The organism is Pseudoalteromonas sp. SR41-1, assembly GCF_014164015.1.
GTDB lineage: Bacteria > Pseudomonadota > Gammaproteobacteria > Enterobacterales > Alteromonadaceae > Pseudoalteromonas > Pseudoalteromonas distincta.
Genome location: NZ_JACJEK010000002.1, coordinates 119,769 through 143,919, shown reverse-complemented (window position 1 = coordinate 143,919; position 24,151 = coordinate 119,769). Strand labels below are relative to the sequence as shown.

The 24,151-nt window shown below is 38.3% G+C and carries 18 protein-coding genes and 2 pseudogenes; 13 read left to right on the top strand and 7 right to left on the bottom strand.

The features are described from left to right. Nucleotides 1–63 precede the first annotated feature (63 nt). The 3 genes from H5118_RS02135 to H5118_RS02125 all read right to left on the bottom strand — a co-directional run bounded on the left by H5118_RS02135 (nucleotide 64) and on the right by H5118_RS02125 (nucleotide 3,786). Nucleotides 64–534: a GFA family protein gene (locus tag H5118_RS02135; protein ID WP_058154198.1), complete on the bottom strand. Its 471-nt coding sequence runs from the start codon at nucleotides 532–534 to the stop codon at nucleotides 64–66. Nucleotides 535–637: 103 nt separating this feature from the next. Further along, nucleotides 638–2,710 (bottom strand): catalase, encoded by a 2,073-nt coding sequence (locus tag H5118_RS02130; RefSeq protein ID WP_182720839.1) that lies wholly within the window; start codon nucleotides 2,708–2,710, stop codon nucleotides 638–640. 242 nt (nucleotides 2,711–2,952) lie between these two features. Further along, complete coding sequence (locus H5118_RS02125; protein ID WP_182747621.1) at nucleotides 2,953–3,786, bottom strand: mechanosensitive ion channel family protein; 834 nt, start codon at nucleotides 3,784–3,786, stop codon at nucleotides 2,953–2,955. A 340-nt stretch (nucleotides 3,787–4,126) separates the two neighbouring features. Between H5118_RS02125 and H5118_RS02120 the strand changes: the two genes are divergently transcribed. From H5118_RS02120 to H5118_RS02095, 6 genes are all read left to right on the top strand, one after another. After that, nucleotides 4,127–4,540 carry a hypothetical protein gene (locus H5118_RS02120; RefSeq protein WP_259397876.1) on the top strand — a complete coding sequence of 138 codons (414 nt, stop codon included), beginning with the start codon at nucleotides 4,127–4,129 and terminating at the stop codon, nucleotides 4,538–4,540. Nucleotides 4,541–4,869: 329 nt separating this feature from the next. Then, on the top strand, nucleotides 4,870–6,732 hold the full coding sequence (gene gss, locus H5118_RS02115; protein WP_182747619.1) for a bifunctional glutathionylspermidine amidase/synthase: 1,863 nt from the start codon (nucleotides 4,870–4,872) through the stop codon (nucleotides 6,730–6,732). Nucleotides 6,733–6,867: 135 nt separating this feature from the next. Continuing rightward, nucleotides 6,868–7,236: a DUF2237 family protein gene (locus H5118_RS02110; protein ID WP_024605487.1), complete on the top strand. Its 369-nt coding sequence runs from the start codon at nucleotides 6,868–6,870 to the stop codon at nucleotides 7,234–7,236. Between the two features lie 236 nt (nucleotides 7,237–7,472). Beyond that, nucleotides 7,473–7,997 carry a DNA starvation/stationary phase protection protein Dps gene (gene dps, locus H5118_RS02105; RefSeq protein ID WP_182747617.1) on the top strand — a complete coding sequence of 175 codons (525 nt, stop codon included), beginning with the start codon at nucleotides 7,473–7,475 and terminating at the stop codon, nucleotides 7,995–7,997. Nucleotides 7,998–8,607: 610 nt separating this feature from the next. Further along, the gene (locus H5118_RS02100) at nucleotides 8,608–11,547 is read left to right on the top strand and encodes a TonB-dependent receptor (RefSeq protein WP_182747615.1); all 2,940 of its coding nucleotides are present in this window, start codon (nucleotides 8,608–8,610) and stop codon (nucleotides 11,545–11,547) included. Between the two features lie 155 nt (nucleotides 11,548–11,702). Beyond that, nucleotides 11,703–13,421, top strand: a complete 1,719-nt coding sequence (locus H5118_RS02095; protein ID WP_182747613.1) for a SulP family inorganic anion transporter — start codon at nucleotides 11,703–11,705, stop codon at nucleotides 13,419–13,421. Nucleotides 13,422–13,689: 268 nt separating this feature from the next. On the opposite strand, the gene H5118_RS02090 is transcribed toward H5118_RS02095, so the two are convergent. Continuing rightward, a complete protein-coding gene (locus H5118_RS02090) occupies nucleotides 13,690–14,217 on the bottom strand; it encodes a hypothetical protein (protein WP_182693385.1) in 528 nt (175 codons plus the stop codon). 621 nt (nucleotides 14,218–14,838) lie between these two features. Between H5118_RS02090 and H5118_RS20520 the strand changes: the two are divergent. Further along, nucleotides 14,839–15,075 (top strand): annotated as a pseudogene (locus tag H5118_RS20520) (sodium-independent anion transporter); the annotation flags it as partial. A gap of 53 nt (nucleotides 15,076–15,128) precedes the next feature. Here the strand turns inward: H5118_RS20520 and H5118_RS02085 are convergent. Continuing rightward, nucleotides 15,129–15,806 carry a glutathione S-transferase family protein gene (locus H5118_RS02085; RefSeq protein WP_024590248.1) on the bottom strand — a complete coding sequence of 226 codons (678 nt, stop codon included), beginning with the start codon at nucleotides 15,804–15,806 and terminating at the stop codon, nucleotides 15,129–15,131. Between the two features lie 177 nt (nucleotides 15,807–15,983). Between H5118_RS02085 and H5118_RS02080 the strand changes: the two genes are divergently transcribed. The 5 genes from H5118_RS02080 (at nucleotide 15,984) to H5118_RS02060 (ending at nucleotide 21,785) form a co-directional block, all read left to right on the top strand. After that, on the top strand, nucleotides 15,984–16,754 hold the full coding sequence (locus H5118_RS02080; protein WP_182747611.1) for a DUF1223 domain-containing protein: 771 nt from the start codon (nucleotides 15,984–15,986) through the stop codon (nucleotides 16,752–16,754). Nucleotides 16,755–17,060: 306 nt separating this feature from the next. Further along, entirely contained in the window at nucleotides 17,061–17,741 is a 681-nt protein-coding gene (locus H5118_RS02075) for a CsgG/HfaB family protein (protein WP_007378468.1), read from the top strand. Continuing rightward, entirely contained in the window at nucleotides 17,741–18,088 is a 348-nt protein-coding gene (locus H5118_RS02070; protein WP_182747609.1) for a DUF4810 domain-containing protein, read from the top strand. Before H5118_RS02075 ends, H5118_RS02070 begins: the two co-directional genes overlap by 1 nt. A 1-nt stretch (nucleotide 18,089) precedes the next feature. Beyond that, nucleotides 18,090–18,767 carry a DUF799 domain-containing protein gene (locus H5118_RS02065; RefSeq protein WP_165743139.1) on the top strand — a complete coding sequence of 226 codons (678 nt, stop codon included), beginning with the start codon at nucleotides 18,090–18,092 and terminating at the stop codon, nucleotides 18,765–18,767. Between the two features lie 315 nt (nucleotides 18,768–19,082). After that, entirely contained in the window at nucleotides 19,083–21,785 is a 2,703-nt protein-coding gene (locus H5118_RS02060) for a VCBS repeat-containing protein (protein WP_182747608.1), read from the top strand. Nucleotides 21,786–21,885: 100 nt separating this feature from the next. Here the strand turns inward: H5118_RS02060 and H5118_RS02055 are convergent, their stop codons facing one another. Further along, nucleotides 21,886–22,230, bottom strand: coding sequence for a hypothetical protein (locus H5118_RS02055; protein ID WP_259397875.1), 345 nt, complete (start codon nucleotides 22,228–22,230; stop codon nucleotides 21,886–21,888). A 146-nt stretch (nucleotides 22,231–22,376) separates the two neighbouring features. Here H5118_RS02055 and H5118_RS02050 point away from each other — a divergent pair, with 146 nt between their 5' ends. Next, a complete protein-coding gene (locus H5118_RS02050; protein ID WP_182711459.1) occupies nucleotides 22,377–23,735 on the top strand; it encodes a serine hydrolase in 1,359 nt (452 codons plus the stop codon). 58 nt (nucleotides 23,736–23,793) lie between these two features. On the opposite strand, the pseudogene H5118_RS02045 reads toward H5118_RS02050, so the two are convergent. Continuing rightward, nucleotides 23,794–24,136, bottom strand: a pseudogene (locus H5118_RS02045) (YajD family HNH nuclease). Nucleotides 24,137–24,151 lie beyond the last annotated feature (15 nt).

The window sequence follows — 24,151 nt, the reverse complement described above, 5'->3', positions numbered from 1 at the left end:
TAATTAACTAAATATGCGTTTAATTGCCCCTAAATTTAAGCTTAGCTCATACAAAAAATTGCGTTACTTTTCGAGGTTTAAACGTTTATGCCAAGCAGCAATACTTTCATCAGGGTATTCTTCAAACTGCTTGTCACCTTCATTAATGGGCGCATTTACCCAATTTGCTTTACTACCAAGCATTAAATGAGTGCGCTCTGGCGGTATGGGTAACTCACTATCTATTGCACCAGCAAAGGGGTGAACTTGCTCAGGCCAACGTGCATCGTATAACCACAAGTTAGCACTACAATGCTTACAAAAATGACGCTCTGCAGGGCTGATTTTATCGCCTATTTTTGCATGATAAATAGTTATGTGTTCACGCCCTGTAACCTCAAGCGTGCTGTATTGCGCGTTTAAATTAATAACAAACCCGCCGCTCCCTGCGGTTTTACGGCATATAGAGCAGTAACATAAATTGTAAGGATAAGGGTGTTTTGAGTTGACCGTAAATACCACTTTGCCACAGTGACAAGCGCCATTAAGCTTCATAATATATCCAATATTTATTGTTGGCTTGAACTAATACCTTAACTAGGTGAGCTAAAAAAACCACAACAATTACATGCTGTGGTTTTTTTAATTATTGAGCTTACTAACGCTCCCAATATCTTAAATTACGCAATGTATTTATAAATTTATCGGCTGAATGTGCCTCTAAATCTATCCAACCATCATCTACTTTTCCATCAAGGCCTGCCGCTTTAAATAAAGGCTTAGCCTCATTTGTAAAGCCTATAAATTTCATATGTGCGTACGCATCACTTACAAAGTCTTTAGCTTCTGCTACGGCAGCTAGTTTTTTAGCTCCATCTTCGGTGGTGAGTACAAGTACCGCATCGTATAAAACCGATGGACCACCATTAATAACCTGATCAGCTTTAAAGTGTTTACCTTTACTGCATTTAGCACCGCCAACTTGCGGGGCAATAATTTCAAAGTTTGCACCTTCACTTTTAAGTGCATTGGTAACCGATTCAAAAATTTCTGCATTAAAGCCATCACTTACTAAAATACCTAATTTACGGCCTTTGAAGGTGTTGGGCGCATTTTTCAAAATACTTAACGCATCAGATACAGGTAAGTCTTTACGTGTTGGCATTGCAGCTTCTGCCGGATCTGGCATTTCTTGCAAGCCAAGTCCTTCGGCAACTTTATTTGCGAGGGTTTCGTCAATATTTAACAAGTGCGATACCAAACGTTCTCGTATTGGCAAATGCTCAACTTTAGACAGCTCAAACACGTACGCAGATTGAATATGCGCCTGCTCTACCTCTGTTTGACTTAAATAAAATTGACGAGCTTGACTGTAATGATCGCTGAATGTTTCTGAGCGATAACGCAGTTTATCACCGCCACTTACTTCAGGTTCCTTTGAGCTTTTAAAGCCATGTACTGGGCATTCGCGCGGGTTGTTTTCGTCGCCGCTCCATGAGTTTGGCTCATAATTAACACGCCCTTTTGGATTGTGCATTGCCATGTGGCCATCTTGCTGAAAATGACGCATTGGACATTTAGGCGCATTGACCGGAATATGCGTAAAGTTAGGACCACCTAAACGCTTGGTTTGGGTATCTAAGTATGAAAAGTTACGACCTTGCAGTAGCGGGTCAGGTGTAAAGTCGAGCCCCGGTACAATGTTTTGAGTACAAAATGCTACTTGCTCTGTTTCTGCAAAAAAGTTGTCTACAACACGGTCAAGCACCATACGACCAACAATTTGCACTGGTACTTGCTCTTCAGGTATAAGCTTGGTGGCATCAAAAACATCAAATTCAAATTCATCAGCAAATTGCTGATCAAACACCTGTACACCTAGTTCCCACTCAGGGAAGTCGCCGTTGCCAATAGATTCCCACATGTCTCTGCGATGAAAATCAGGGTCCGCGCCGTTTAGCTTAAGTGCTTCGTTCCATACTACAGATTGCATTCCGCCTTTTGGTTTCCAATGAAATTTAACAAATTTCTCATCACCTTTGGCATTAATAAATTTAAAGGTATGAACACCAAAACCTTCCATAAAGCGTAAAGAGCGTGGAATAGCTCTATCAGACATTGCCCACATAACCATGTGCATTGACTCAGGTGACAAACTCACAAAGTCCCAAAAGTTATCATGTGCTGTTTGCGCCTGCGGAAAACCACGATCAGGCTCGGCTTTAGCGCTATGAATTAAATCAGGAAACTTCATTGCATCCTGAATAAAGAATACCGGTATATTGTTACCCACTAAATCCCAGTTTCCTTCTTGGGTATAAAATTTTACCGCAAAACCGCGTACATCACGTGCTAAATCTGGTGATCCTTTATTACCTGCAACCGTAGAGAAGCGAGTAAACACAGGCGTTTTTTCACCTTTTCGCTGAAAAATATCTGCACAGGTTAAATCTTCAAGCGTGTCGTAAGTTTCAAAATATCCGTGTGCACCATAGCCTCTAGCGTGCACTACACGCTCAGGAATGCGTTCATGATCAAAGTGAAAGATCTTCTCGCGCATTATGTGATCTTCTAATAATCCGGGGCCACGTTTGCCCGCACGTAATGAGTTTTGATCGTCACTTACAGGGCAGCCCTGCGCGGTGGTCATGGTAGGGTGTTCATCCGACGCTTTTTGATGCAATTCGCCGCCATGCCCTTTATTACCTGAGTATTTAAATGATTCAGCCATGTTTAGTCCTTCATACAGTTTGATTTAATGGGTCGATAGTTTTTATGAGCTTTAAAACTAAAAGCGACTATGCAAATGCAAAATAAAGACCAGACATCAAACCTAGTAAAAAAGGGCTGTACAGATAACAATGTAGTATTTGAGGTGATTTATAAAAGAAAAGGTTACACAGGTATGTAACTTTTTCACACAAAAAAAGAGCACTTAAAAGTGCTCTTAGGTTTATGCATTTTTAAATTTAGTTAATCTTTATTCTCGTTAACTAAAATAACTTTACGATGTGGGAAAGGTATTTCAATGTTGTTTTCATCAAGTGCTTTTTTAATTAACTCTGGCACTGTGTAAAGAATATCGAAGTAATGCTCGCCCTTACAAAATGGCCTTACTAAAAAGTCTACTGAGCTGTTGTTAAGAGTTTCTACTTCAACAAAAGGCGCTGGATCTTTTAGTATGTGTGGGTGCGCTGCAAGTACCCCATCTATAACTTTACGTACAGCCGTTGTATCTTCACCGTAAGCAACACCAAAATGCATATCTACACCACGAATTGGATGATGTGAATGGTTTATAATTTGCGCGCCCCAAATTTGACTATTTGGTATAATAACCTGTTGATTATCGAACGTTTGTAAAATAGTAGTAAACATATCTACTTCTGTTACTTTACCAAAACGCCCTGCAGCCTCAATAAAGTCATTCACTTTATAAGGTCTAAATATTAGCAACATAACGCCTGCGGCAAGGTTCGACATTGCACCTTGTAACGCCAAGCCTATAGCAAGTCCCGCAGCACCGAGTAAAGCAATAATAGAGGCTGTTTGTACACCAAAGCGATTTAACACAGCAATAATAACGAACGCTAATATGATGTAGCGAGCCATGCTGCCTAAAAAGCGAAAAAACGTATCGTCAAGATGAGTGTATTTATGACACAAGCCAATAATTAAATTGCGTACTTTGCCCGCTAACCATAAGCCCGCAAGTAAAATTGCAATTGCTAGTAATATGTTGGTTGCCCACGTAATTGCAGCGGGTAAATATTGATTAATATCAATGTCGTTTATTATGTCTTCCATTGTTTTTCCTGTTTTAAAACTTTTAGCTAGTTTTGCTATGCCAAGCGCAATGGTTTAACAAAAAATTAACTAAAGTACGAATATAGGAGTATTTTAAAACATAACGAAAGAGCGTTCCCCTCAAAACATGTCATCGCTCATGTAAATCTTTCAACACATAATTTTGCTTTACCCCTTGGTTTATAGCTTAAATAATTAAACTTTAACTAGTTCATAAATAAAGCTAATACCCGAGATAACCCTCGGTTAACTCTCTTAATTTTCTAATTATTGCTGGCACTCATCTATAAATTTACCGATAATCTCACCTAAGCGCGCATATATTGGCGAGACATCACAATTGGATGAAATTAAAACAAAGGATTATTATGAAAAATTACTCAATTTTAGTTACAGCGGTAGCACTTACTGTACTTGCTGGTTGTTCAACATCTGTTCAGTAAGAGACTTTGAACAAAACCCTATTCCGCAAACATCAACAATTACCAACAGTGAAGCTGACGTAGAAAAAGGTATTCTAAAGGCATGTATTCAGCTTGGTTGGAAGTGTACGCCTTTGAGTGAAGGTAAAATAAAAGGTGTACTGGATATTCGCACACATCAATTAACTGTCGATATTGCGTATGACAAAACGGCATACTCAATCAACTATAAAGACTCTATTAACTTAAACTACAACGGCAAAAAAATTCACCGCCAATATGTTAATTGGGTATCAAACCTAATACGCCATATAGATGCTGAAATGATTTAGCAGCGCGTTAACCTGCTTTACATATTATAAAAAACACTAAATATGAATAATAAAAGTGGAGAAGTTACCTATAGCTTCTCCATTTTTTAGTTGAGATTTAAACAGTAATAATTACGTCAAAAATATTGCTAACTTTCAACCAGCTAAAAGTCAAAAGGTACCAAACCTTATACTATTAGTAAGAGTACTCTCCCATCTTTCCACTCTTTAATGAATGAGTAATTTTTTACTTATCCCCCTTCGTAAAAGCATATTTTATATCTTGCTATAACGCAGTTTGGCTCATATAGTCAGCAAATTATCACACCTTATTTTGAACATCTTTGTTTATGAAATCTTCTGCTAGTGATTTTGGTACTTTATTAGGTTATGCACCTGGTAATGTTGCTGTTTACTCATCTGATTATGATACGGCTGATGAAAGCATTTATCCTAATCGTAGCGCCTATCGTAGTTACCTAGACGGTATTTACATGGGCTATAAATGGCAATGCGTTGAATTTGCCCGTAGATGGATGTACCTCAATCATGGTTATATTTTTGATGACATAGCCATGGCTTACGATATTTTTGAGCTGCGTTCAGTGCGCGATGTAAATAGCCAAAACAGATTGCCACTAAACGCGTTTAAAAATGGTGCTAAACATCCCCCTCAAGTAGGTAGTTTACTTATATGGGAAGAAGGCGGCGAGTTTGAAGAAACAGGTCATGTTGCTGTCATTGTTGAAGTGCATGAAGATAAAATACGTCTTGCTGAGCAAAATGTAGGGCATCAAATATGGCCAACAAATCAAAACTGGTGCCGTGAACTAAAAGCAAAAGTAACTAAAGATGGCGACTATTGGATTGAGTGCTCTTACAGCGACGCCACTATTTTAGGTTGGATGACACAAACTGATGAAACAGAATATGCTGAGCCAACGTTTGAGCTAAACACTGACTTATTTACTATAGAAGCCCATAAAGCAGTAGATACAGGCCAAGCAAACAAGTCATGGTTAAATATTGCGAATGACGATGAAGCTGCCTACGTAGAAATGATGCAAGGCCATAAACTTACATCCGTAGATGAGGATCAGCATAATTACTTTGCAATATCTCAAACGGCGCAGCAAAGCATTGAGCATGCAACAAATGAGCTGCATGGCTTATTTATGCATGCAACCGACTATGTATTGCAGCACCCTGAGTTATTAGAAAAGTTTAATTTACCCGATGTTGTGCTTAATAAAATTCGCCAATCGTGGGATAACCGCTTAAACCAATTAATTACCAGCCGGTTTGACTTTGCCTTAACAGCAGCAGGTTTAAAAGTTTACGAATACAATTGCGATTCGGCATCGTGTTACATGGAAAGCGGCAAAGTTCAGGGAAAGTGGGCAAAACACTTTAGTGTTAAAACAGGTGTAGATGCAGGCCAAAATTTATTTAAAGATCTCGTAAAAGCATGGCGAAAAAGTGAGGTAAAAGGTCTTGTTCATATTCTGCAAGATGATGAACCAGAAGAACATTACCACGCATTATTTATGAAAGAAGCTATTGAAGCCGCAGGCTTTGAATGTAAGCTAGTAATTGGCTTAAGCACACTTCGCTGGAATGAGTCAGGCAACATAGTAGATACTGATGGCGCACAACTGAGTTACGTATGGAAAACCTGGTCGTGGGAAACCGCACTTGATCAAATTCGTGAAGAATGCGAAGCCGACCAATCATTAGGTGATAACTTTGAACCACAATTCAAAGCTGGTGAAACGCCACGCTTAGTCGATGTATTACTGCGTAAAAATGTCATGGTGTTTGAACCGCTGTGGACATTAATTCCAAGTAACAAGGCTATTTTGCCAATACTGTGGAGCTTATTCCCTAATCATAAATATTTACTTAATACCGCGTTTGAGCTTAACGACGAGTTATTACAATCCGGTTATGTAGTTAAACCAATAGTAGGACGCTGTGGCGCTAATATTCAACTTATTGATGAGCATCAGCAAGTTATAGAAAAAACAATGGGGCACTTTGCCGAGCAAGACCAAATATACCAACAACTATTTGCACTGCCTAAAGTAGATGACTACTTTGTACAAATATGTAGTTTTACCGCCGCCGGTAAATACTCTGGTGGTGGCGTGCGTGTTGATAAAAGCATGATCATAAACGGTCATAGCGATTGTATGGCGCTGCGTATTAAATAATAAACAATACTAAGCCCGCAATTTGCTGCGGGCTTAAGTTTGTGTAGCCCTTCCCTCTTTTAAGTTTTATAGCTATCTCAAGCGAGTTACTCCTGTTAGAGTAAATTTATTAAACACCACAAATTAAGGTATTTCATGGCGAATCAATTTAATGTACTCGGCACACGCTTAAAACTATGTTGCGGTAATGGTGGCTACACACGTGAAGGTTTTTGTTATGTACCAGAATCAGATCTTGGCAATCACAGTGTGTGTGCAATTATGACTGATGAATTTTTACAATTTTCAAAATCACAAGGTAACGATTTAATAAGCCCGAACCCTCTTTACGATTTCGAAGGTTTAAAAGCCGGTGATAAATGGTGCTTGTGTGCAGTAAGATGGCTTCATGCTATTTCAGCAAACGTTGCGCCACCAGTGGTGCTTGAGGCTACAAATAAAAAATCATTAGAAATAGTGCCGCTCGATGTTTTAAAAGCGCACGAATACATAGCCAACGTTTAAATACACCTAAGAGTAACTAAATCGAAGTCTGCATATTTTACAAATATATGCAGGCTTTTCAAAAACCCAATCTCCTCTGCAGCCTTAGAAACCTTAATTTAAAATATAACCAATTGTTTTTGAATCACTTTTCAAATAAAGCAACTTACGGCATAACAGTTGCTTCATTAAGTTTAAGTCATGCTCATAACGCAACATATTATATGAGCAACACATTACTTAATGTAGGAGAAATTATGAGTAACAATAACGAATCAAACAAAACAACTAAATTTACCGCGCCAGGTATGAGTGACGAATTAGCCCAAAAAACAATAGCTACCCTCGATAACCGCATGGTTGCATTGATAGACTTACAACTAACTTTAAAGCATATTCACTGGAACGTAGTGGGACCTAATTTTATTGGCGTACATGAAATGATAGACCCGCAAGTAGACATTGTACGCGAAATGACAGATACAATTGCAGAGCGAATTGCGACTCTTGGTGCAGTACCTGTTGGCACACCAAAATCAATTGTAGATCGCCGTACTTGGGACGAATACTCAGTAGGCAAAGGCCTAGTAACCGAACATTTGGCTGCGCTTGACAAAGTATATAATGGCGTTAATGCCGATCACCGCAAAGCAATTGAGACTCTTTCTGAGCTAGATCCGGTCTCTGAAGATATGATCACCAGCCAACTAGCCGATTTAGAGCAATTTCAGTGGTTCATACGAGCACATTTAGAATCATCTACAGGCGAATTACAAAGCTAATACATCTAAAGTAAGAAAGCCCAGCATTATTATGCTGGGCTTTTTTTTGCGTAAAAATCTATTTATCGCTACCTAGCTTACCGCCCCCACCCCAGCTAGTACAAAATCAATATAAAAACAATAGAAAATTGGTATTACCAAAATGATTTTTAATTATTTTAACCTCTCCACTATTTCGCAAATTTATAAATCATTTAGAACTTTTAATGGTCGCTCTTCCAATTCAATATCACTTAAAAAGTAAACTAAACACGTATAAAAGTACGACATAAAATTTCAAAATAGTACTAACAAATGTATTAAATAGTACAAATAATATATAAAAATGCCTTTGGTAAAGATACTTCAATAAAATTCATTCAAAATACAAAAAAATAAAAACACCCTATAAGCCATTAAATTTATTAAATATAAGAAAAATAAAAGAGGTTTTTGTAATACACATTGTGAAACTTTGGTAAACAAAGGTTGTAAATAAAGTTGAATTGGATTAATTTCAACCATACCACCTGTATGACACACTACAGGAAAGAAACAGTTAAATTGGTTAACCAAACCAAGTAACAACACACACACAATGACGCAAGTCGTACCCAAACGGGAGAGATACATGAAACTCAATCAAATTACTTCAACATTAATTAATAAGCATAAAAGAAGTAGCTCTACAACAATCAGTGCCGCAGCCCTTTTATTAATGGCTTCTTCAAATATTGCAGCGCAAGAGGCTCCCGCAGCTTCAGAAACGGCAGCTGCAGACATTGAAGTTATTGAAGTAAAAGGCATGCTAGGCAGTATGAAAGCCGCCGCTATGCTTAAGCGTACTGACGGACGTATTGTAGATGCGATTGTTGCTGAAGACATTGGTAAGTTACCAGATAATAATATTGCAGAAGCGTTGCAACGTATTACTGGCGTATCTATTAATACCGATTTTGGTGTGGGTGACAGTGTTTCGATTCGTGGCTTACCTCAAAACCGTGTTGAATTAAATGGTCGCTCTACTATTGGTGACTCTCGTGACGGCATTAGCTTGCAAGATTACCCATCAAGCTTCTTAAAAACAGTAGAAGTAGTTAAGTCTCCTACTGCCGATATGATTGAGGGTGCATTAGGCGGAACAGTTAGTTTAAAGACAGTTCGCCCATTAGAGTTAGATAAACTAACTGGCGCAGTTTCATTAGATGGCGAATACGCTGATAAAACAGAAAATGTAGCTCCTATTTTTAGTGGTTCAATTGGTAACAACTGGGACTTTGATGAAATGGGTACCTTTGGTGCCATTGCTATGTTTTCATTCCAAGATCGAGAAATTCGCCAAGATGAAACATCTAGCCGTGTTAAACCTCAAGATATCGAAATTAATGGCCAAGAAGGTAATACACCTAGTGGCAACGCTATCGTAAGAGACGAGCACAGTGTTGAACAATACGTAGAGCAGCGTAAACGAACTGCTGTAAATTTATCTCTTCAATGGGCACCACAATCTGGTAATGGCATGGTGTATCTTGATTTAAGCGGCACAAAGCGCTCAGGTGAACAAGCTGGTAACTCTATTTTAGGTGTCGCAGGTTCACTATCAACAGATGCAAATACAACTCAAGATGCTAACGGCGTAAATAATTACACGTTAACAAACGAGTTTGGTATTCCTAAAACATACAGTGACTTTCGTGAAACTGACTCGTTTTCAAATGCACTTGGTGCAGAGTGGAACCTTACTGACAGTATCAAAATCTCTGGTGAAATTGCGGTAGCATCATCAGAAAGCGTAAGACCTGATTCTGAATTTACACTTCGCCCAATCGAAAAATCAACATTTGAAGCAAGTGGTGGAACTCAGCTAACAAATCATTTATATGATGGTGCATTTTCTCAAGACGGTAATAAATTACCAAGCATCATTCATTCAGATCCTAATGCATTTACTGACCCACAAAACTTAGCACTTCGTACGTTTAAAAGTGAAGATAGAAGAACAGACAATGACGAAACAGCTATTCGTTTTGATGTTGAAATGTTTGAGCCACTCAGCAGCTTAAGCTGGGTATCTAAAGTAAAAGCGGGTGTACGTGTTACTAACCGCGATTACGAATATGAGCAATACAAAGTAGAAATTAAAGACATTTATAAAAATGCATTTAACGACTCAGACGGTTCGTTAGCCACTTTATGGGTTGATGACTACAACGCTGCTTTTTCAAATAGCTTTACAACAGTTAGCCACGACAACTCATTTGACCAATTAGGTCATTCGGGACAAAACGACCTACTAACCTTTTTAAGCTACAACGGTTTATCTAACCCGGCCAATACTTACGCTCAGCTTCAGCAGTTACTTGCAGGTACTAACCTAGCGTCAACAGGTAGTCTTTCAGATAATCAAGAGTTCCAAGAAAGCGCATACCGCAACGTAGTTGAAGATACTGCTGCCGTGTATATATCAGCCTACTTAGACTTTGATAACATCACTGCAATTGTGGGTGGTCGTTATGTAACTACAGATTTAGAATCAAGCGTATTTCTTAATGGCGAAAAAGTAACTGGCGACAATGACTACAGCGACTTTTTACCAAGCTTAAACGTAACGTATAACTACTCAGACGAAACATTATTCCGCTTTGCTGCTGCAAAAGTTATGCGCCGCGCTGACTTTAGCGAACTAAGCCCTGCATTTGACGTTAATAACGACATTACAGGTGCAACGCAAGGCTCTATTGATTTAGAACCATATCGTGCAACGCAATACGACTTATCTGTAGAGCATTACTTTGACCAAGGTAACGTAATTTCTTTCGCAGTATTTTATAAAGATGTTGAATCTTTCTTAAGTAACGAAAGTAGCTGTGTAGCTGCATCAAGCACTTCAACAGGTCAAAACGTAACTCAATGGAACCAAGTATGTCAGCTTGACGTTGCAGGTGTTTCACAAGACAACCTAGTTTACTCGGATGCAACTGACTTCCCAGTAGATGCTGATGGCTTTAACCATGTAGCAGGCTTACGTGACGCAGGACTAACGGGTATCGATACTATTAAAAATGTAAACGGTGAAAACGGCTCAGTACAAGGCTTTGAAGTTGGTTATCAACAGTTCTTTACAGACCTACCTGGTGCATTTTCTGGCTTAGGCATTAACGCAAACTACACATACGCAGACAGCGAGCAACCAAACGGTAACCCGTTATTAGATATTTCTAAAAATACGTATAACTTACAAGTATTTTGGGAATACGAAGGTTTCTCTACTCGTCTAGCTTATAACTACCGTGACAGTTTCTTAGATACTGAAAACGAGAAACGTGTAGAAAATATTAACTCAGACGGCAGTATTTCAGCAGAAGGTACTGTTTACGGTAATAACTACCGTGACGACAGAGGCCAGTTAGACTTCTCTGCAAGCTGGGATATTAACGAAAACGTGACCTTAGTAGGTAATGCGACCAACTTAACGGGTGAGCCTTCTATTTACCTATCTGAACTAGGTGGTGCTTGGAAGTACACTGAAGCGGATCGCCGTTACAGCTTTGGTATTCGCGCTAAATTTTAATTTTCCCTAGAAACTAAAGCCTGCTTTTATGCAGGCTTTTTTACGCCTATAAAAAAGTGGCTTTATATTACGTAAAAAACACTCCCACCTAGCTATACTTATTTGAATATTAAATTTACTATCAAAACGTTGTAACTATTAGCAGGAAAACTAAGGTGCTGTCGCGTTTATATAATTTTATGCCCGGTTTAAATACATTGCTGCACTATGAACGCCAATGGTTTGCTGATGATGTAAGGGCGGCGCTATCGGTAGCTGCCGTAGCTTTACCTGTTGCCATTGCTTACGCACAACTAACCGGTGTTAACGCCGCCGTAGGGTTATACTCTTGCATACTGCCAATGATGCTATATGCACTTTTCGGCACTTCAAAACAATTAATAGTCGGCCCTGATGCCGCAACCTGCGCCGTTATTGCCGCTGTAGTAACACCTCTTGCTGCAGGTGACAGCTTTAAGCATTGGCAACTTGTTGTCACCATGACCGCCATGACCGGCTTTTGGTGCTTTATAGCCAGTAAATTTAAGTTAGGTGTATTAGCTGACTTTTTATCTAAACCTATTTTAATGGGCTTACTAAACGGCGTAGCTATCACTATTATTGTGGGTCAATTTTCTAAAGTATTTGGTTTTACTTTTGATGAGCGCTACTTACTTGAACGCCTCGGTGGTGTGCCCACATACCTAGCGCAAACACATGTTCCCACCTTATTAATGGCTTTGTTTACACTGGCGGTCTATTTTGCCATGAAACGGATAAAGCCCACGTGGCCTGCATCTATGTTTGCTATTACCTTTGGTGCGCTTTTGGTATGGATTTTTGATTTAAAACAATTTGATATAAAAACTATTGGCACCGTAACTGGCGGGCTTCCCGTTTTTAATACCCCTGTTTTTGATTTAGGGATTATTCGTGAGCTGGTGGTACCCGCACTTAACTTAGCCATCGTGAGCTTTGTTAGTATGATGCTAACTGCCCGCAGCTTTGCTGCTAAAAATGGCTACGACATAGACGCCGATAAAGAATTTAGAGCGTTGGGTATTGCCAATATAGCGTCAGCTCTTTCGCAAGGTTTTGCAGTCAGTGGCGCCGACTCACGCACCGCAGTTAACGATGCAACGGGTGGTAAAACGCAGTTAGTATCAATAATAGCAGCGGCCATTATTGCTATCATAGCGATGTTTTTAACCGCTCCCCTTGAGTTTATTCCAAGCGCAGCGCTGGGTGTTGTACTTATTATTGCCTCTGTTCACTTACTCGATTTAAAAGCTGTTTGGCAACTAAAACGAAAAGATAAGCAGGCATTTTATCTCGCCTTAGCTACCTTACTAGCGGTGTTATTTATAGGCGTTATCCCAGGTATTACGCTTGCTGTATTACTGGGGTTATTTCAATTTATTCGCACTGTTATGCGCCCAACCGACAATATACTCGGCGTAGATGTTAACGGTGTAGTAAGAAGTTTAGACGCCACAGATAAAGCAAAAGCAGTGCAAGGCGTGTTTATCTATCGCTTTAATTCACCTTTAACTTATTTTAATGCCAGCTACTTTAAACGCAGATTACTTGAGCAATACGCAAGACAAAAAGACGATACACAATGCGTAATAATTGATGCAGTACCTTGCTTTACTCACTTAGATTTAAGTGTAATGGCCATGCTTGCCGATCTCGACGTTATATTTAAAAAGCGCGATATAAGGCTTGAACTTGCAGGTAGAAAACGCCAACTACTTTCGTGGTTTGATATTGCAGGAATGAAGTCAGGAAAAGAAGGTATATATATTCACTCCGATCTATATGTTGCGCTACAAAAAAATAGTGTAAGCCAGCCTACCGACGAAGTTGCCTTATTTGAAGCTCATACCAATTAGGAAGAATTAGCCGTGTTGTAAATTATAAACGGCAATAAAATAAAAAAGAGTAACTGTATTTTATGATTAGTTAAACAGCTAAGCCCCCTGATTGCCCTGTAAGTTATTTTCAATTCACTACATAAGCTATTTAATGGGCTAAAATAACTAAATTCTTAACAGGCTTCTGATATTGAAGTCACATCAATAGAGCAGCTAAGTTATAATACGGTTTAACCAACAACACTACTATACAACCTTGTTGGTTAAATTATTATGTCAATTAGCATTATAAAGTCGTCGATATTGATACAGCGTGTGGCTGCATAAGATCTTTTGCTTTTTCCATTTTCTCGTGGGAATCGGTATGTACAACAATCGCCCACAGACCCGAGCGAGTTGCTTCTCTTATATTATTGATCAAATCATCGTGATCTGGCCTTAACGAAAAAGCTCCAGCAATTAGTAAACCAACAAAAGTACAAAGAATACCTATCGAAACATATGTTTCTAGGATGTGTTGTTGTAAAAATTCAAACTCTAATAAAAAGAGTATACTGGCAATAATCACACCAACAACAAGACCAACTACGGCAAATACTAAGTGTGATTTCAACATAGTTTTAGCAATTTTTTTATCTTCAGGCTCAACCTTTTCATCGTAATGTTGATCGTGAGGTGGGATTAGCCTTATGCTTTGTTTTACAAAATTCTCGTCATTATTTAAAATATCAAAGGTTGCTTTAGCTTTATGTTCGCTGTCAAAAATACCACCCACTTTAGTGGCTTTATCTCCACTGCTTATATTCGCTTTCATGGCTATTATCTCCGCATTAAATAAATAGTGGTTTAGTAAAACTACTAACACTAATTAATAAAAATTATTGATAATTGAAAATACGACTAATAAATTCACTTTATCATCATAAAAGCAGTTGCAAGACTAACACCAACTTGATTGACGAGTAATAACTCAACTCCCAAAGTAAATAAGCTTACGTGTAAATTAGAGGTGGAGGGGTTATCCTTTGTTTTTTAATACTTTTAGTACCTATTTAAATTCATCGATTATTCTAACCTTATTATTTTTGTTGCGAACTCTGCACTACAATAATTAATGTCCATATAAATCACCGTGTAGAATATACAAAAAATATTTCAAACCTCGAAGCAACTAAAAAGTAATAATTCAGTATCGCCTTGTTGATAAGCCTAGCTATCAACAAGGTGTTAAATTAATAGCATACCCTCGGAGTCAAGTTTGAGGATATATGGCTTTAAGTTAGCCTAAATAATTTGTATTTGAATACTTATAACTTCATGAAGGCCCGTTTTTTATTTCTTTGGATCTATGCTTAAATTACTGTGGATGAACCATGTGTTCAACCTCATGCCAGTTAATTTAGCAATCACTTTAATCACATAAAAGAAAATACCAATCATTGCCGACCTCGACGTTATATTTAAAAAGCGCGATATAAGGCTTGAACTTGCAGGCAAAAAACGCCAGCTGCTCTCATGGTTTGAAATTGCCGGTATGAAGTCAGGAACAGAGGGCATATACATTCACTCAGACCTATACATCGCCCTAAAAAGAAATAGCGTAAGCCAGCATACAGAGGAAGTTAATTTATTCGTGGCAGATGAAAATAAAGAGGCGCTCACACATCCATAAAATACTAAACAGCAGATCAGCTAGCTGGCTCTGCTGTTTGTATTAAGTACTTTTTATACTTTAGGATAATTTGAAGGGAAAAACGCTTTTTTAGCGTCTTCATCAAACTCTTTTTTAAATGCTACATCAGTACCAATTACGCGTGCACGTGCAACCGCTGGGCGGCTATCAATGCTTTCAAACCAACGCTTAAGATTTGGATACGGTGCTAAACCTTCTTCGCCTAATACAACCGGTGCTTTATCGATCCAGCCCCAAGCAGAAACATCAGCAATAGTGTATGTATCACCCACAATAAAGTCACGACCTTCAAGATGTGTATCAAGTACTTCGTAGTGGCGCTGCGCTTCACGTAAATAACGGTTAACCGCGTAATCAAGCCCTTCTGGTGCCATATGTCTAAAGTGAACACTTTGCCCTGAATACGGACCTAAACCAGATGCGATAAACATTAACCACGACAGCATTTCAGCGCGGTCATCGCTCTTACCTTCTAGCTTTCCATATTTTTCAGAAAGGTACATTAAAATAGCATTCGAATCGAACACACGTGTTTCACCATCAACAATTGCTGGCGCTTTAGCGTTTGGATTAATTGCTTTAAATTCAGGTGTATGTTGCTCACCTTTTAAAGTATCAAGAGGAACAAGTTCAAACGGTAAGCCTGTTTCTTCTAAAAAGAGTGCAACCTTCATTGGGTTAGGAGTATGGTGAAAATAAAATTTAATCATGTAAAGTTCCTCAATAATTGAGCAACGATTAAAGCACAACTTGAGCGGGTGTTCAAATTAAGTTTTAACTAAGTAAAATACACAGTTAAAACGTGATTTAATTGTGAGTATTTCGTGATACTTCATTCGTAAATATCATTTAGGCTGAATGCAATATCAGCCTTTGCGAGAAGTAACATGCCTTTTAAAGCACTATCCGGTCCATTTTTAATCTCACTTGTTGGGTTAATAATTTTTTGCTTTCAAAGCCAAGCTGCTGAGCAAGTAACTATTTCCAGTACAGCTAATCAGACTACCTTTTTAGAGCTTTACACATCGCAAGGTTGCAGTAGCTGCCCACCAGCAGAACGCTGGATTTCAACGTTTACAGATGATGAAAAACTATGGACTGATTTAATCCCTATTAATTTTCATGTTACTTATTGGGATTATTTAGGATGGAAAGACCCGTTTGCCTCTGCTGTTTTTAGTAAAAGACAACGCACGTATAAGGCACTCGGTAAAAGTAGGATTGTAGCTACTCCAGGATTTATGGTTAACGGCAAAGGGTGGCAAGGTTGGTTTTATAAACAAGCTATTCCTGTAGCTAAAGCCCGTTATTTAGGTAATTTAAAAGCGACTACAAACAACAGTAAAATTAATCTCGAATACGATACTGTTAATATCGAAGATAATACTAACCAAAACTTAATAGCCCATGTAGCTCTATTAGGCTTTGGCATAGAATCACAAATACACAGCGGCGAAAACGCAGGACATAAGTTAAAACACGACTTTGTTGTTATTGGCTACGAGCAAAATGACATGCAGACCAAGCAGCAATTATCATTAACTGGCTTAACCCTGCCTCGCGCTAAAAAAATATCGCCAACAAAGCAAGCCTTAGTGTTTTGGGTATCTAAAAAAGGCGACCCTACCCCACTTCAAGTTGCAGCCAATTGGTTTTAAAAATTAAAGTTAATTGAATAAAATTATTAATTAACAACTCAGCACGCAATAAATGTCCCTGTATATCAACTATAGAAAAAGGCTTTCAATAATTTAAAAACTAATGAATTAGCATTGTTATTACAAAGAATTTATTCTTTTTTATTGTGTGTATCTGTATAAAACATAAATAACATTGTATTTACATCGACTTTTGTTTATAAAGTAAGTTGAATGGACTCTTGAAATAAGTAATTGACTTATAAGTATAAAAATCAAGCGCCTATCAATAAAAACTTCTGCAATTATCTATATGGACAAAAATTTATGCGAATTAACCAAAGCCACATTAAAACAATTGTAATCGCTGCAATTACAGCTTCCTCTTTAGCTGGGTGTGCTACAACATCATCAAAAGTAATAGAAACACCAACTGTTGCTAGCTATAACACAACCTACTCAGGTACAAAAAGCAAACTAGTCGTAGGTCAGTTTGTAAACCGTTCGAGCTTTCAAAATGGTATATTTTCATCAGGCCAAGACCGTTTAGGCAGCCAAGCAAAAACAACACTAATGAGCCACTTACAACAAACAAATCGCTTTAGTGTGCTTGATCGCGACAATATGGCAGCCCTTGCAGAAGAAGCAAAGTTAACAGGTACAAAACAAGTTCTTAGCGGTGCTAAATTTGTTGTAACTGGTGATGTAACAGAGTTTGGCCGTAAAGCCATTGGCGATCGCCAGCTTTTTGGTTTATTGGGTAAAGGTAAATCGCAAATTGCTTATGCTAAAGTAACGCTTAATGTTGTTGATGTTACTACATCAGAAGTTATTTATTCAGTGCAAGGTGCTGGTGAATACAGCCTATCAGAACGTGAAGTTATTGGTTTTGGTAGCACAGCTTCATACGATGCCACATTAAATGGCAAAGTACTTGACCTAGCTATTCGCGAAGTCGTTAACAAGTTAGTTACTGGTCTTGAAGCTGGCCAATGGGGCAATAAATAATGAAAAAGCTAATTACCTTAGCATTTGTTTGTATAGCCCTAACGGGTTGTAACTCAACGAAAGAACCTATTTACTATTACGGTGACTATAGCACTGCCGTATACGCCTATTTAAAAGCAGATGACGTAACAGCCGAAGAGCAAATTAGTATGCTTGAGCAAATTATTGCCGATGCCGCAAACAAAAGTAAGAATGTTGCACCTGGCCTACATGCTCACCTAGGTATGCTGCACTTTGAAACGGGTAATCCTTCATTAGGCACTACTCACTTCGAAACTGAGAAATCACTTTTCCCAGAATCAGTTCATTACATCGACTTCCTTCTAAAATCTGCGAAAGGCGCTTAATATGCTTAATTTAAAATCATACACAGCGATCGCATTAGTCGCATTACTCGCTGGTTGTGTTTCACCTCCACCAGCACATGACTACACAGCATTTAAACAAGCAGACCCTCACTCAGTTATTATTTTACCTCCGCTAAATAATACACCTGAAGTAATTGCACCATACAGTGTGATGACTCAAATGGTCGCGCCTATAGCTGAGTCGGGTTTTTATGTTTTTCCTGTTGCTTTAGTTGATCAAACCTTTAAAGGTAATGGCCTCACTGTTGCAAGCGACGTACACCAAGTACCGGCGAATAAATTACATGAAATTTTTGGTGCAGACTCTGCGCTTTACATCACTATTGAAGAATACGGCACTAGCTATGTTGTAATTTCTAGCGAAACAGCTGTAACTGTGTCAGCCTCACTAGTTGATTTACGCACTGGCGAGCAATTATGGCAAGGTAAAGCAAGAGCCTCTTCAGCTGAACAACAAAGTAATGGCGGTGGTGGCCTTGTAGGTATGCTTGTTATTGCAGCAATCAATCAAATTGCTGAAACGGTAACCGATAAAGGCTTTGAAATCGCAGCAATGACTTCAACACGCTTACTTTCTTCAGATGTTTACAACGGCTTATTATATGGACCTCGTTCACCTAATTATGGCCAACCAGCACCAAGCGAAAAGAAAAAATAAACTTTATAATTACTAATCTATTCTAGAGTTTTAAAAGGCCGTACTACCAAGTATTAACCGGCCTTTTTTTTTGGACGCTCAATTAGTACCGGCTATGCGCAACAGCCGTACGACTATTAATTATCTCAAACCAACCACTTTAGCAGTCGTTCAATTTACTTATGTTTACAAATAATTATGATTTAACTAGATTTACTGATTATTTTTATTCACAATTCGTTCACTTTTATACATTAGTTATGCTCAGCGTCATGGCTAATCTTATATTTCAGTTTATTTATATGGCTTATCAAAGCTCAGATTAAGGAAGATGTAATGCGAAAGCTACTCTCTGTAATATTTTTATCAACGAGCTTCATTTCCGGTTGCGGTGGCGGGGGTGAAGACGCCCCAAACTCCGCTGTAACTGCTGTTAATGAAACATCAAAATCAATTAGTGCCACTTGGTTTTACGAGTACCCAAATAAATGCTTAGAAACATTTCAGTTTAATACAGATGGTAGTTTCGAAATCAATTCTAATCAGTCGAATGTAACCGGTAGCTACTCATTTGATGCATCTGTTGATAGCGGTAAACGTCACTCATTAACCCTGAGCTTTGAGCAACAAAATCAAGGGTATGACTGTGAAAGTTCTTTTGATTATATTGTTGGGGCTAACCTTGAGCTATTTGCTAGTTTTCCTAATGAACAACAAATGCAATGGTATGAATCAGGCACTGGCGGCAGTGCTATTTTTACACTTGATAGAGCAATAACGTTGTCTTTATCAAGCGCACCTACTGAAGCAAAAGCAGGCGAAGAAGTTACATTCAATGTAAATAAAGATGCTGAGTCAGACACCCCAGTCGAGTTATTATACGGACCCACTGGAATGACGGTATCAAGCAAAGGGGAAGTAAAATGGACCCCACTATTGCCTATGATAACGCAACAAAATACGGTTAAATTTGCTTTTACATCTGATAGAACCCTTGAGCCATTAGTTAGTGAAATAAATGTAACAATACCAAACTTTAAAGCACCTACAATGCGAAAGGATATTGAGCTCACCCATATATCTAACGGTATGCAAATTGGTAACTTCATTGGCGATGAAAATAACGAAATGTTGGTGCTTGATAAATTAGGTGGACTGTCTGTTATATCTCAAAAAAGCGATGGATTCGAATCAATTTACAGCTACCCATACTCTTTTGGCGGTAATCAGAATGAAATGCGCCTATCTGTATTTAAAGAAGATAATGGCGCAAACAATACCTTTGTAGGAACAAATAATAATATCTATCAAGTAAGTGGTTTTACACAGCCCCCTCGCAGTGTATTTTCGACAAGTAAAACTATCCACAATTTTATGGTAAAAAATATTGATAGTGATAGCGAACCTGAATTAATCGTAATTTTCGGTGAAAGCTATAGCGCTAAAGAAGCTGTTGTTTACGACAATAATTTTCAAACAGAGCTTTTTAGCTTTTCTCTAGAGGGAGATTCTCCTATTGAAATAGCTGTTGCCAATATCGATAGCGACACATCATTAGAATTAATACTCTCAAACGGTGAAGTTTTTGATATCCAAAGTGCTAGCAGTCAATGGTTTAACGCTGACGGCTTTGGCCCAATTATGGCAACAGGTGACGTAAATAGCGATGGTATAGATGAGATCATTAGCACTGAAGGATGGAATTCGATAACAGTATGGAATGCTAATGATCGCTCTCAAATCCTAACTATTAATAATCAGGATAATTGTTCTGTAGCCACAGCAAATATAGATAACGACCCAGCCGATGAGATAATAATTGGCGACTGCCAATGGGGTCAAGTTCACGCCTACGATATTACTGATAATACCCATGCAGAGCTGTGGACACTGCCACTTATAGATCATGGCAGCGCTGCGATGGTTGTTGGCGATATTAATAATGATGGTAAAGAAGAAATTGTTTGGGGGACAGGCTTAAGCAGTTCAGGTAAAGATATACTAGTAGTCGCTGGTATTACTCCAAATCCCGAAATTTTATGGCATAACGCAAATAGAGAATCACCTTCACAATACGATTCCTATATTGCAGCTGGGTGGGCAAATATAAGCCCTGAAAAAGAGGCGGCAGTTTATATAATTCCTAGTACAAATAGTGGCTATATTCGCCCTCGATACTTAACTATGAATGAAGATGGTGAAGTTACACCTAATTATAATAGCTCATCAAATATTCTCGAAGCAGCCCTAGCAGCAATAGGTGATATAGATTCAGACAATTATGATGAATTATTTATATTTGGAACTCGCAATTACTCTCCTTCCCTAAACGTAATTGAATTAGAGTCTGATATTTCTAAATGGCAAGTAACGACAGAAGATGACTCTTCTAATTATAATGCTTTAGAGGTTACTGATATTAATAACGATGGCTATGACGATGCATTAATAGCCACATATGAAACACTTACCGTACACGACATTAGTAACAATAATATTCTAGCTACATGGACAGCTAGCAGTGCCATCACCTCAATTACTGCCACAACAAGTACTTTAGGGGAAAAATTAGTAATACTAAGTACTCGAGATAGCCTAACAACTCTTACCTTTGAGAATAATAAACTGAGCATGCGCTCCAGTTCAGTAAACTCAGAGGAATGTAAGAGTCTTTATGCACAACCTCAAACGGATAGTGTTTTATGTTTTTCTCCTGAATACTCATATCAGGGTAATTTAGTTACTTTTTCATTAGACTTAGAACTATTACTAAAAGCTCGAATTAATGGTGAAGTAACAGGCCTAATACAATTACCCTATTCTGATAATGTATTAATTACCACAAACTCAAGTGACAATAATTATTATTCACAATCAAGTCTTATCTCTGAAGTTAGTACAAAGACAGGTGACATTATATGGCAAGGCTACCCATTAGCGGGAGAAGTAATGGGTAACTCAATAAAATTTGGCAAAATAGGTAAAGATACAGTGCCACTAGTTTTTGGCACTAATGTTGGAATGTTTTTAACTCATTAATTTAAATTAAAGGGCTACTTGTGGTTTATTAAAAATAATAAACCACAAGTATGCGCGAGAAAGTAGAGATAATTTAGTTTTGACTAAATAAACATGAGGTTTAAAAACTAAATTTAATAGCAACAGAAAAAATAGTTTTTATAATAATACTAACTAAAAAAGCCACCATAAAAAACATAGCAAATGCTGAAACAGCCCCGCCACCGGTATACCCTGCTTTAGCTTTTTCCACCACCAATACATAAATTCCTAACCCTACGCTTACCTTAAACCATAGCCAGTAATCGTTGCTAAAAAGAGGAATTGCAGAAAAACCTATTATGGGCACTAATATTTTGCCCTCTTCGTTTTTGTGTAATAAATAAAAAGCCATAATCGCAATATAAAATAGAGCCGTTATATCAGGCATATAAATAACTTCCTTGTAAGAAAATAATAAAACCAATAAACGCGGCGATTATACCTATTACTGAGTCCCTATAAAATCTGATAATTGTGTTTACTTTTTAGCTGTGCAATATTAATTCACTAATAAGTACAAGGATTGCTAAACCTATTTACAGGTTTGGTATAAAAACTAAAAGGATGAATATGATTAAGCCATTTTACGCTAGCTGTTTGTTAGCCCTCTTGCTATTAACACCCAGCCTTGTAATAGCAAATCCGACAGCCTCGCAATATCAGGAAATTCTTAACGAGAGCCTATTTGAAAACGAGCCCGGGGTATCGGTAATTATAAGCAAAAATGGCAAAGTACTTTTCAAAGGAACGCGCGGGCTTGCCAACCTTGAGCATAACATTGCACTTAATGAGCAAAGCGTTTTACGTTTAGGTTCTATTTCAAAACAATTTACTGCAGCTGCAATTATGATGTTGCAAGAGCAAGGTAAGCTAGCGGTTACCGATGATATTCATAAGTATGTTGCAAGCTTCCCCACCGAGGGCAACCTCGTCACAATCGAAAACTTATTAACCCACACCTCAGGCATAGCCAACTACACAGATGACGACGACTTATTCGATAAAGAAATACAAGTACCCATCAGCGTTGACGATACACTCAAGAGATTTGCCAAACACCCAATGGTGTTTGAACCCGGCGAAGCGATGGCTTATTCGAACACGGGCTATTCACTGCTAGGTAAAATAATTGAAGTGGCGAGTGGGCAATCTTACAAAGACTTTATTGAACAAAATATATTTAAAAAACTAGGGATGACTCAAAGCAGCTATGAAGGGCAAGAAATTGTTGCTCACCGCGCAGCTGGGTATGAGCAAACAGAGCAAGGCTTTATAAACACAAGTTATATTAATATGGACTGGCCTTATGCCGCAGGTGCGCTTATATCTACCCCAACCGACTTAAACATTTGGTTTAGCGCATTATCGTCTGGCAAGCTTATTAGTAAGGCAAGTTATGAGAAGATGGTTAGCCCTTTTAAACTCAATGACGGCAGCTTTTCATCCTATGGTTACGGATTAATTATTAAGCCTTTGAATGAATACACCGTAATTAAACACACTGGCGGAATAAATGGCTTTTTAGCACATGCACGCTATATTCCAGAGCAAAAGCTATATGTTGCAGTACTGGCTAATTCAAACCACATAAACCCTATTTTTATCAACGAAAAACTCACAGCCAAAGCACTGGGTATTGCGCTCCCCGAGTTTAAAAAAGCAGATGTAACAGCGCAGCAGTTAGCGCCCGTATTGGGTGATTACCGTATTGATAAAAACACCTTACGCAGCCTAATTTTTGAAAATGACGTTTTGTATTCTAAGCGCACCGGTGGCGATAAAACAAAACTAATTACCATGTCTAAAAATAGCTTTTACTATCCTAATTCAAACAATTACTTAGTAATAGAAAAAGACAGCCAAGGCCAATTAGTAATGAAGTATTTTAGTGGATTATCAACAACGCCCACTGAGGCGATTAAAATTTAGCGACAAATTTGAGCGAGGCACAAAATGCTTCGCTCTTGCTAAATAGCTCTCTCTAAAGCTACTTTGATTTATTAAGCATCGCTTTTAAATCGGCAAATGGAGAATGCGTTGCAGCCTCAACTTTTCGCTCTGTAGTCGGACCCGCCATACATAATATGTTCGTGGTATTTATTGTGCTCATTGTCGTGGCAATAAATACACAATAACTCCCAGTTACTGCCATCCTCTGGATTATTACTGTGGTTATGATCTATATGATGCACCGTTAACTCTCGTAAATTAGAGTACTCAAACTCACGAGCACAACGCCCGCATACCCAAGGGTACAATCTTAAGGCTTTAATTCGGTAACCTTCCTCTTGCTTCACATAAGCCTGAGGTACTGCGTTATTCTTACTCATAGTATTCCTGGTAAA

Excerpts from the sequence above, each read along its gene's own strand:
- H5118_RS02090 (WP_182693385.1), bottom strand. The coding sequence starts at position 14,217 with ATGAAAGCGAATATAAGCAGTGGAGATAAAGCCACTAAAGTGGGTGGT.
- H5118_RS02100 (WP_182747615.1), top strand. The coding sequence starts at position 8,608 with ATGAAACTCAATCAAATTACTTCAACATTAATTAATAAGCATAAAAGA.
- H5118_RS02125 (WP_182747621.1), bottom strand. The coding sequence starts at position 3,786 with ATGGAAGACATAATAAACGACATTGATATTAATCAATATTTACCCGCT.
- H5118_RS02135 (WP_058154198.1), bottom strand. The coding sequence starts at position 534 with ATGAAGCTTAATGGCGCTTGTCACTGTGGCAAAGTGGTATTTACGGTC.
- H5118_RS02080 (WP_182747611.1), top strand. The coding sequence starts at position 15,984 with ATGCCTTTTAAAGCACTATCCGGTCCATTTTTAATCTCACTTGTTGGG.
- H5118_RS02110 (WP_024605487.1), top strand. The coding sequence starts at position 6,868 with ATGGCGAATCAATTTAATGTACTCGGCACACGCTTAAAACTATGTTGC.
- H5118_RS02130 (WP_182720839.1), bottom strand. The coding sequence starts at position 2,710 with ATGGCTGAATCATTTAAATACTCAGGTAATAAAGGGCATGGCGGCGAA.
- H5118_RS02075 (WP_007378468.1), top strand. The coding sequence starts at position 17,061 with ATGCGAATTAACCAAAGCCACATTAAAACAATTGTAATCGCTGCAATT.
- H5118_RS02065 (WP_165743139.1), top strand. The coding sequence starts at position 18,090 with ATGCTTAATTTAAAATCATACACAGCGATCGCATTAGTCGCATTACTC.
- H5118_RS02060 (WP_182747608.1), top strand. The coding sequence starts at position 19,083 with ATGCGAAAGCTACTCTCTGTAATATTTTTATCAACGAGCTTCATTTCC.
- H5118_RS02070 (WP_182747609.1), top strand. The coding sequence starts at position 17,741 with ATGAAAAAGCTAATTACCTTAGCATTTGTTTGTATAGCCCTAACGGGT.
- H5118_RS02085 (WP_024590248.1), bottom strand. The coding sequence starts at position 15,806 with ATGATTAAATTTTATTTTCACCATACTCCTAACCCAATGAAGGTTGCA.
- gss (WP_182747619.1), top strand. The coding sequence starts at position 4,870 with ATGAAATCTTCTGCTAGTGATTTTGGTACTTTATTAGGTTATGCACCT.
- H5118_RS02050 (WP_182711459.1), top strand. The coding sequence starts at position 22,377 with ATGATTAAGCCATTTTACGCTAGCTGTTTGTTAGCCCTCTTGCTATTA.
- dps (WP_182747617.1), top strand. The coding sequence starts at position 7,473 with ATGAGTAACAATAACGAATCAAACAAAACAACTAAATTTACCGCGCCA.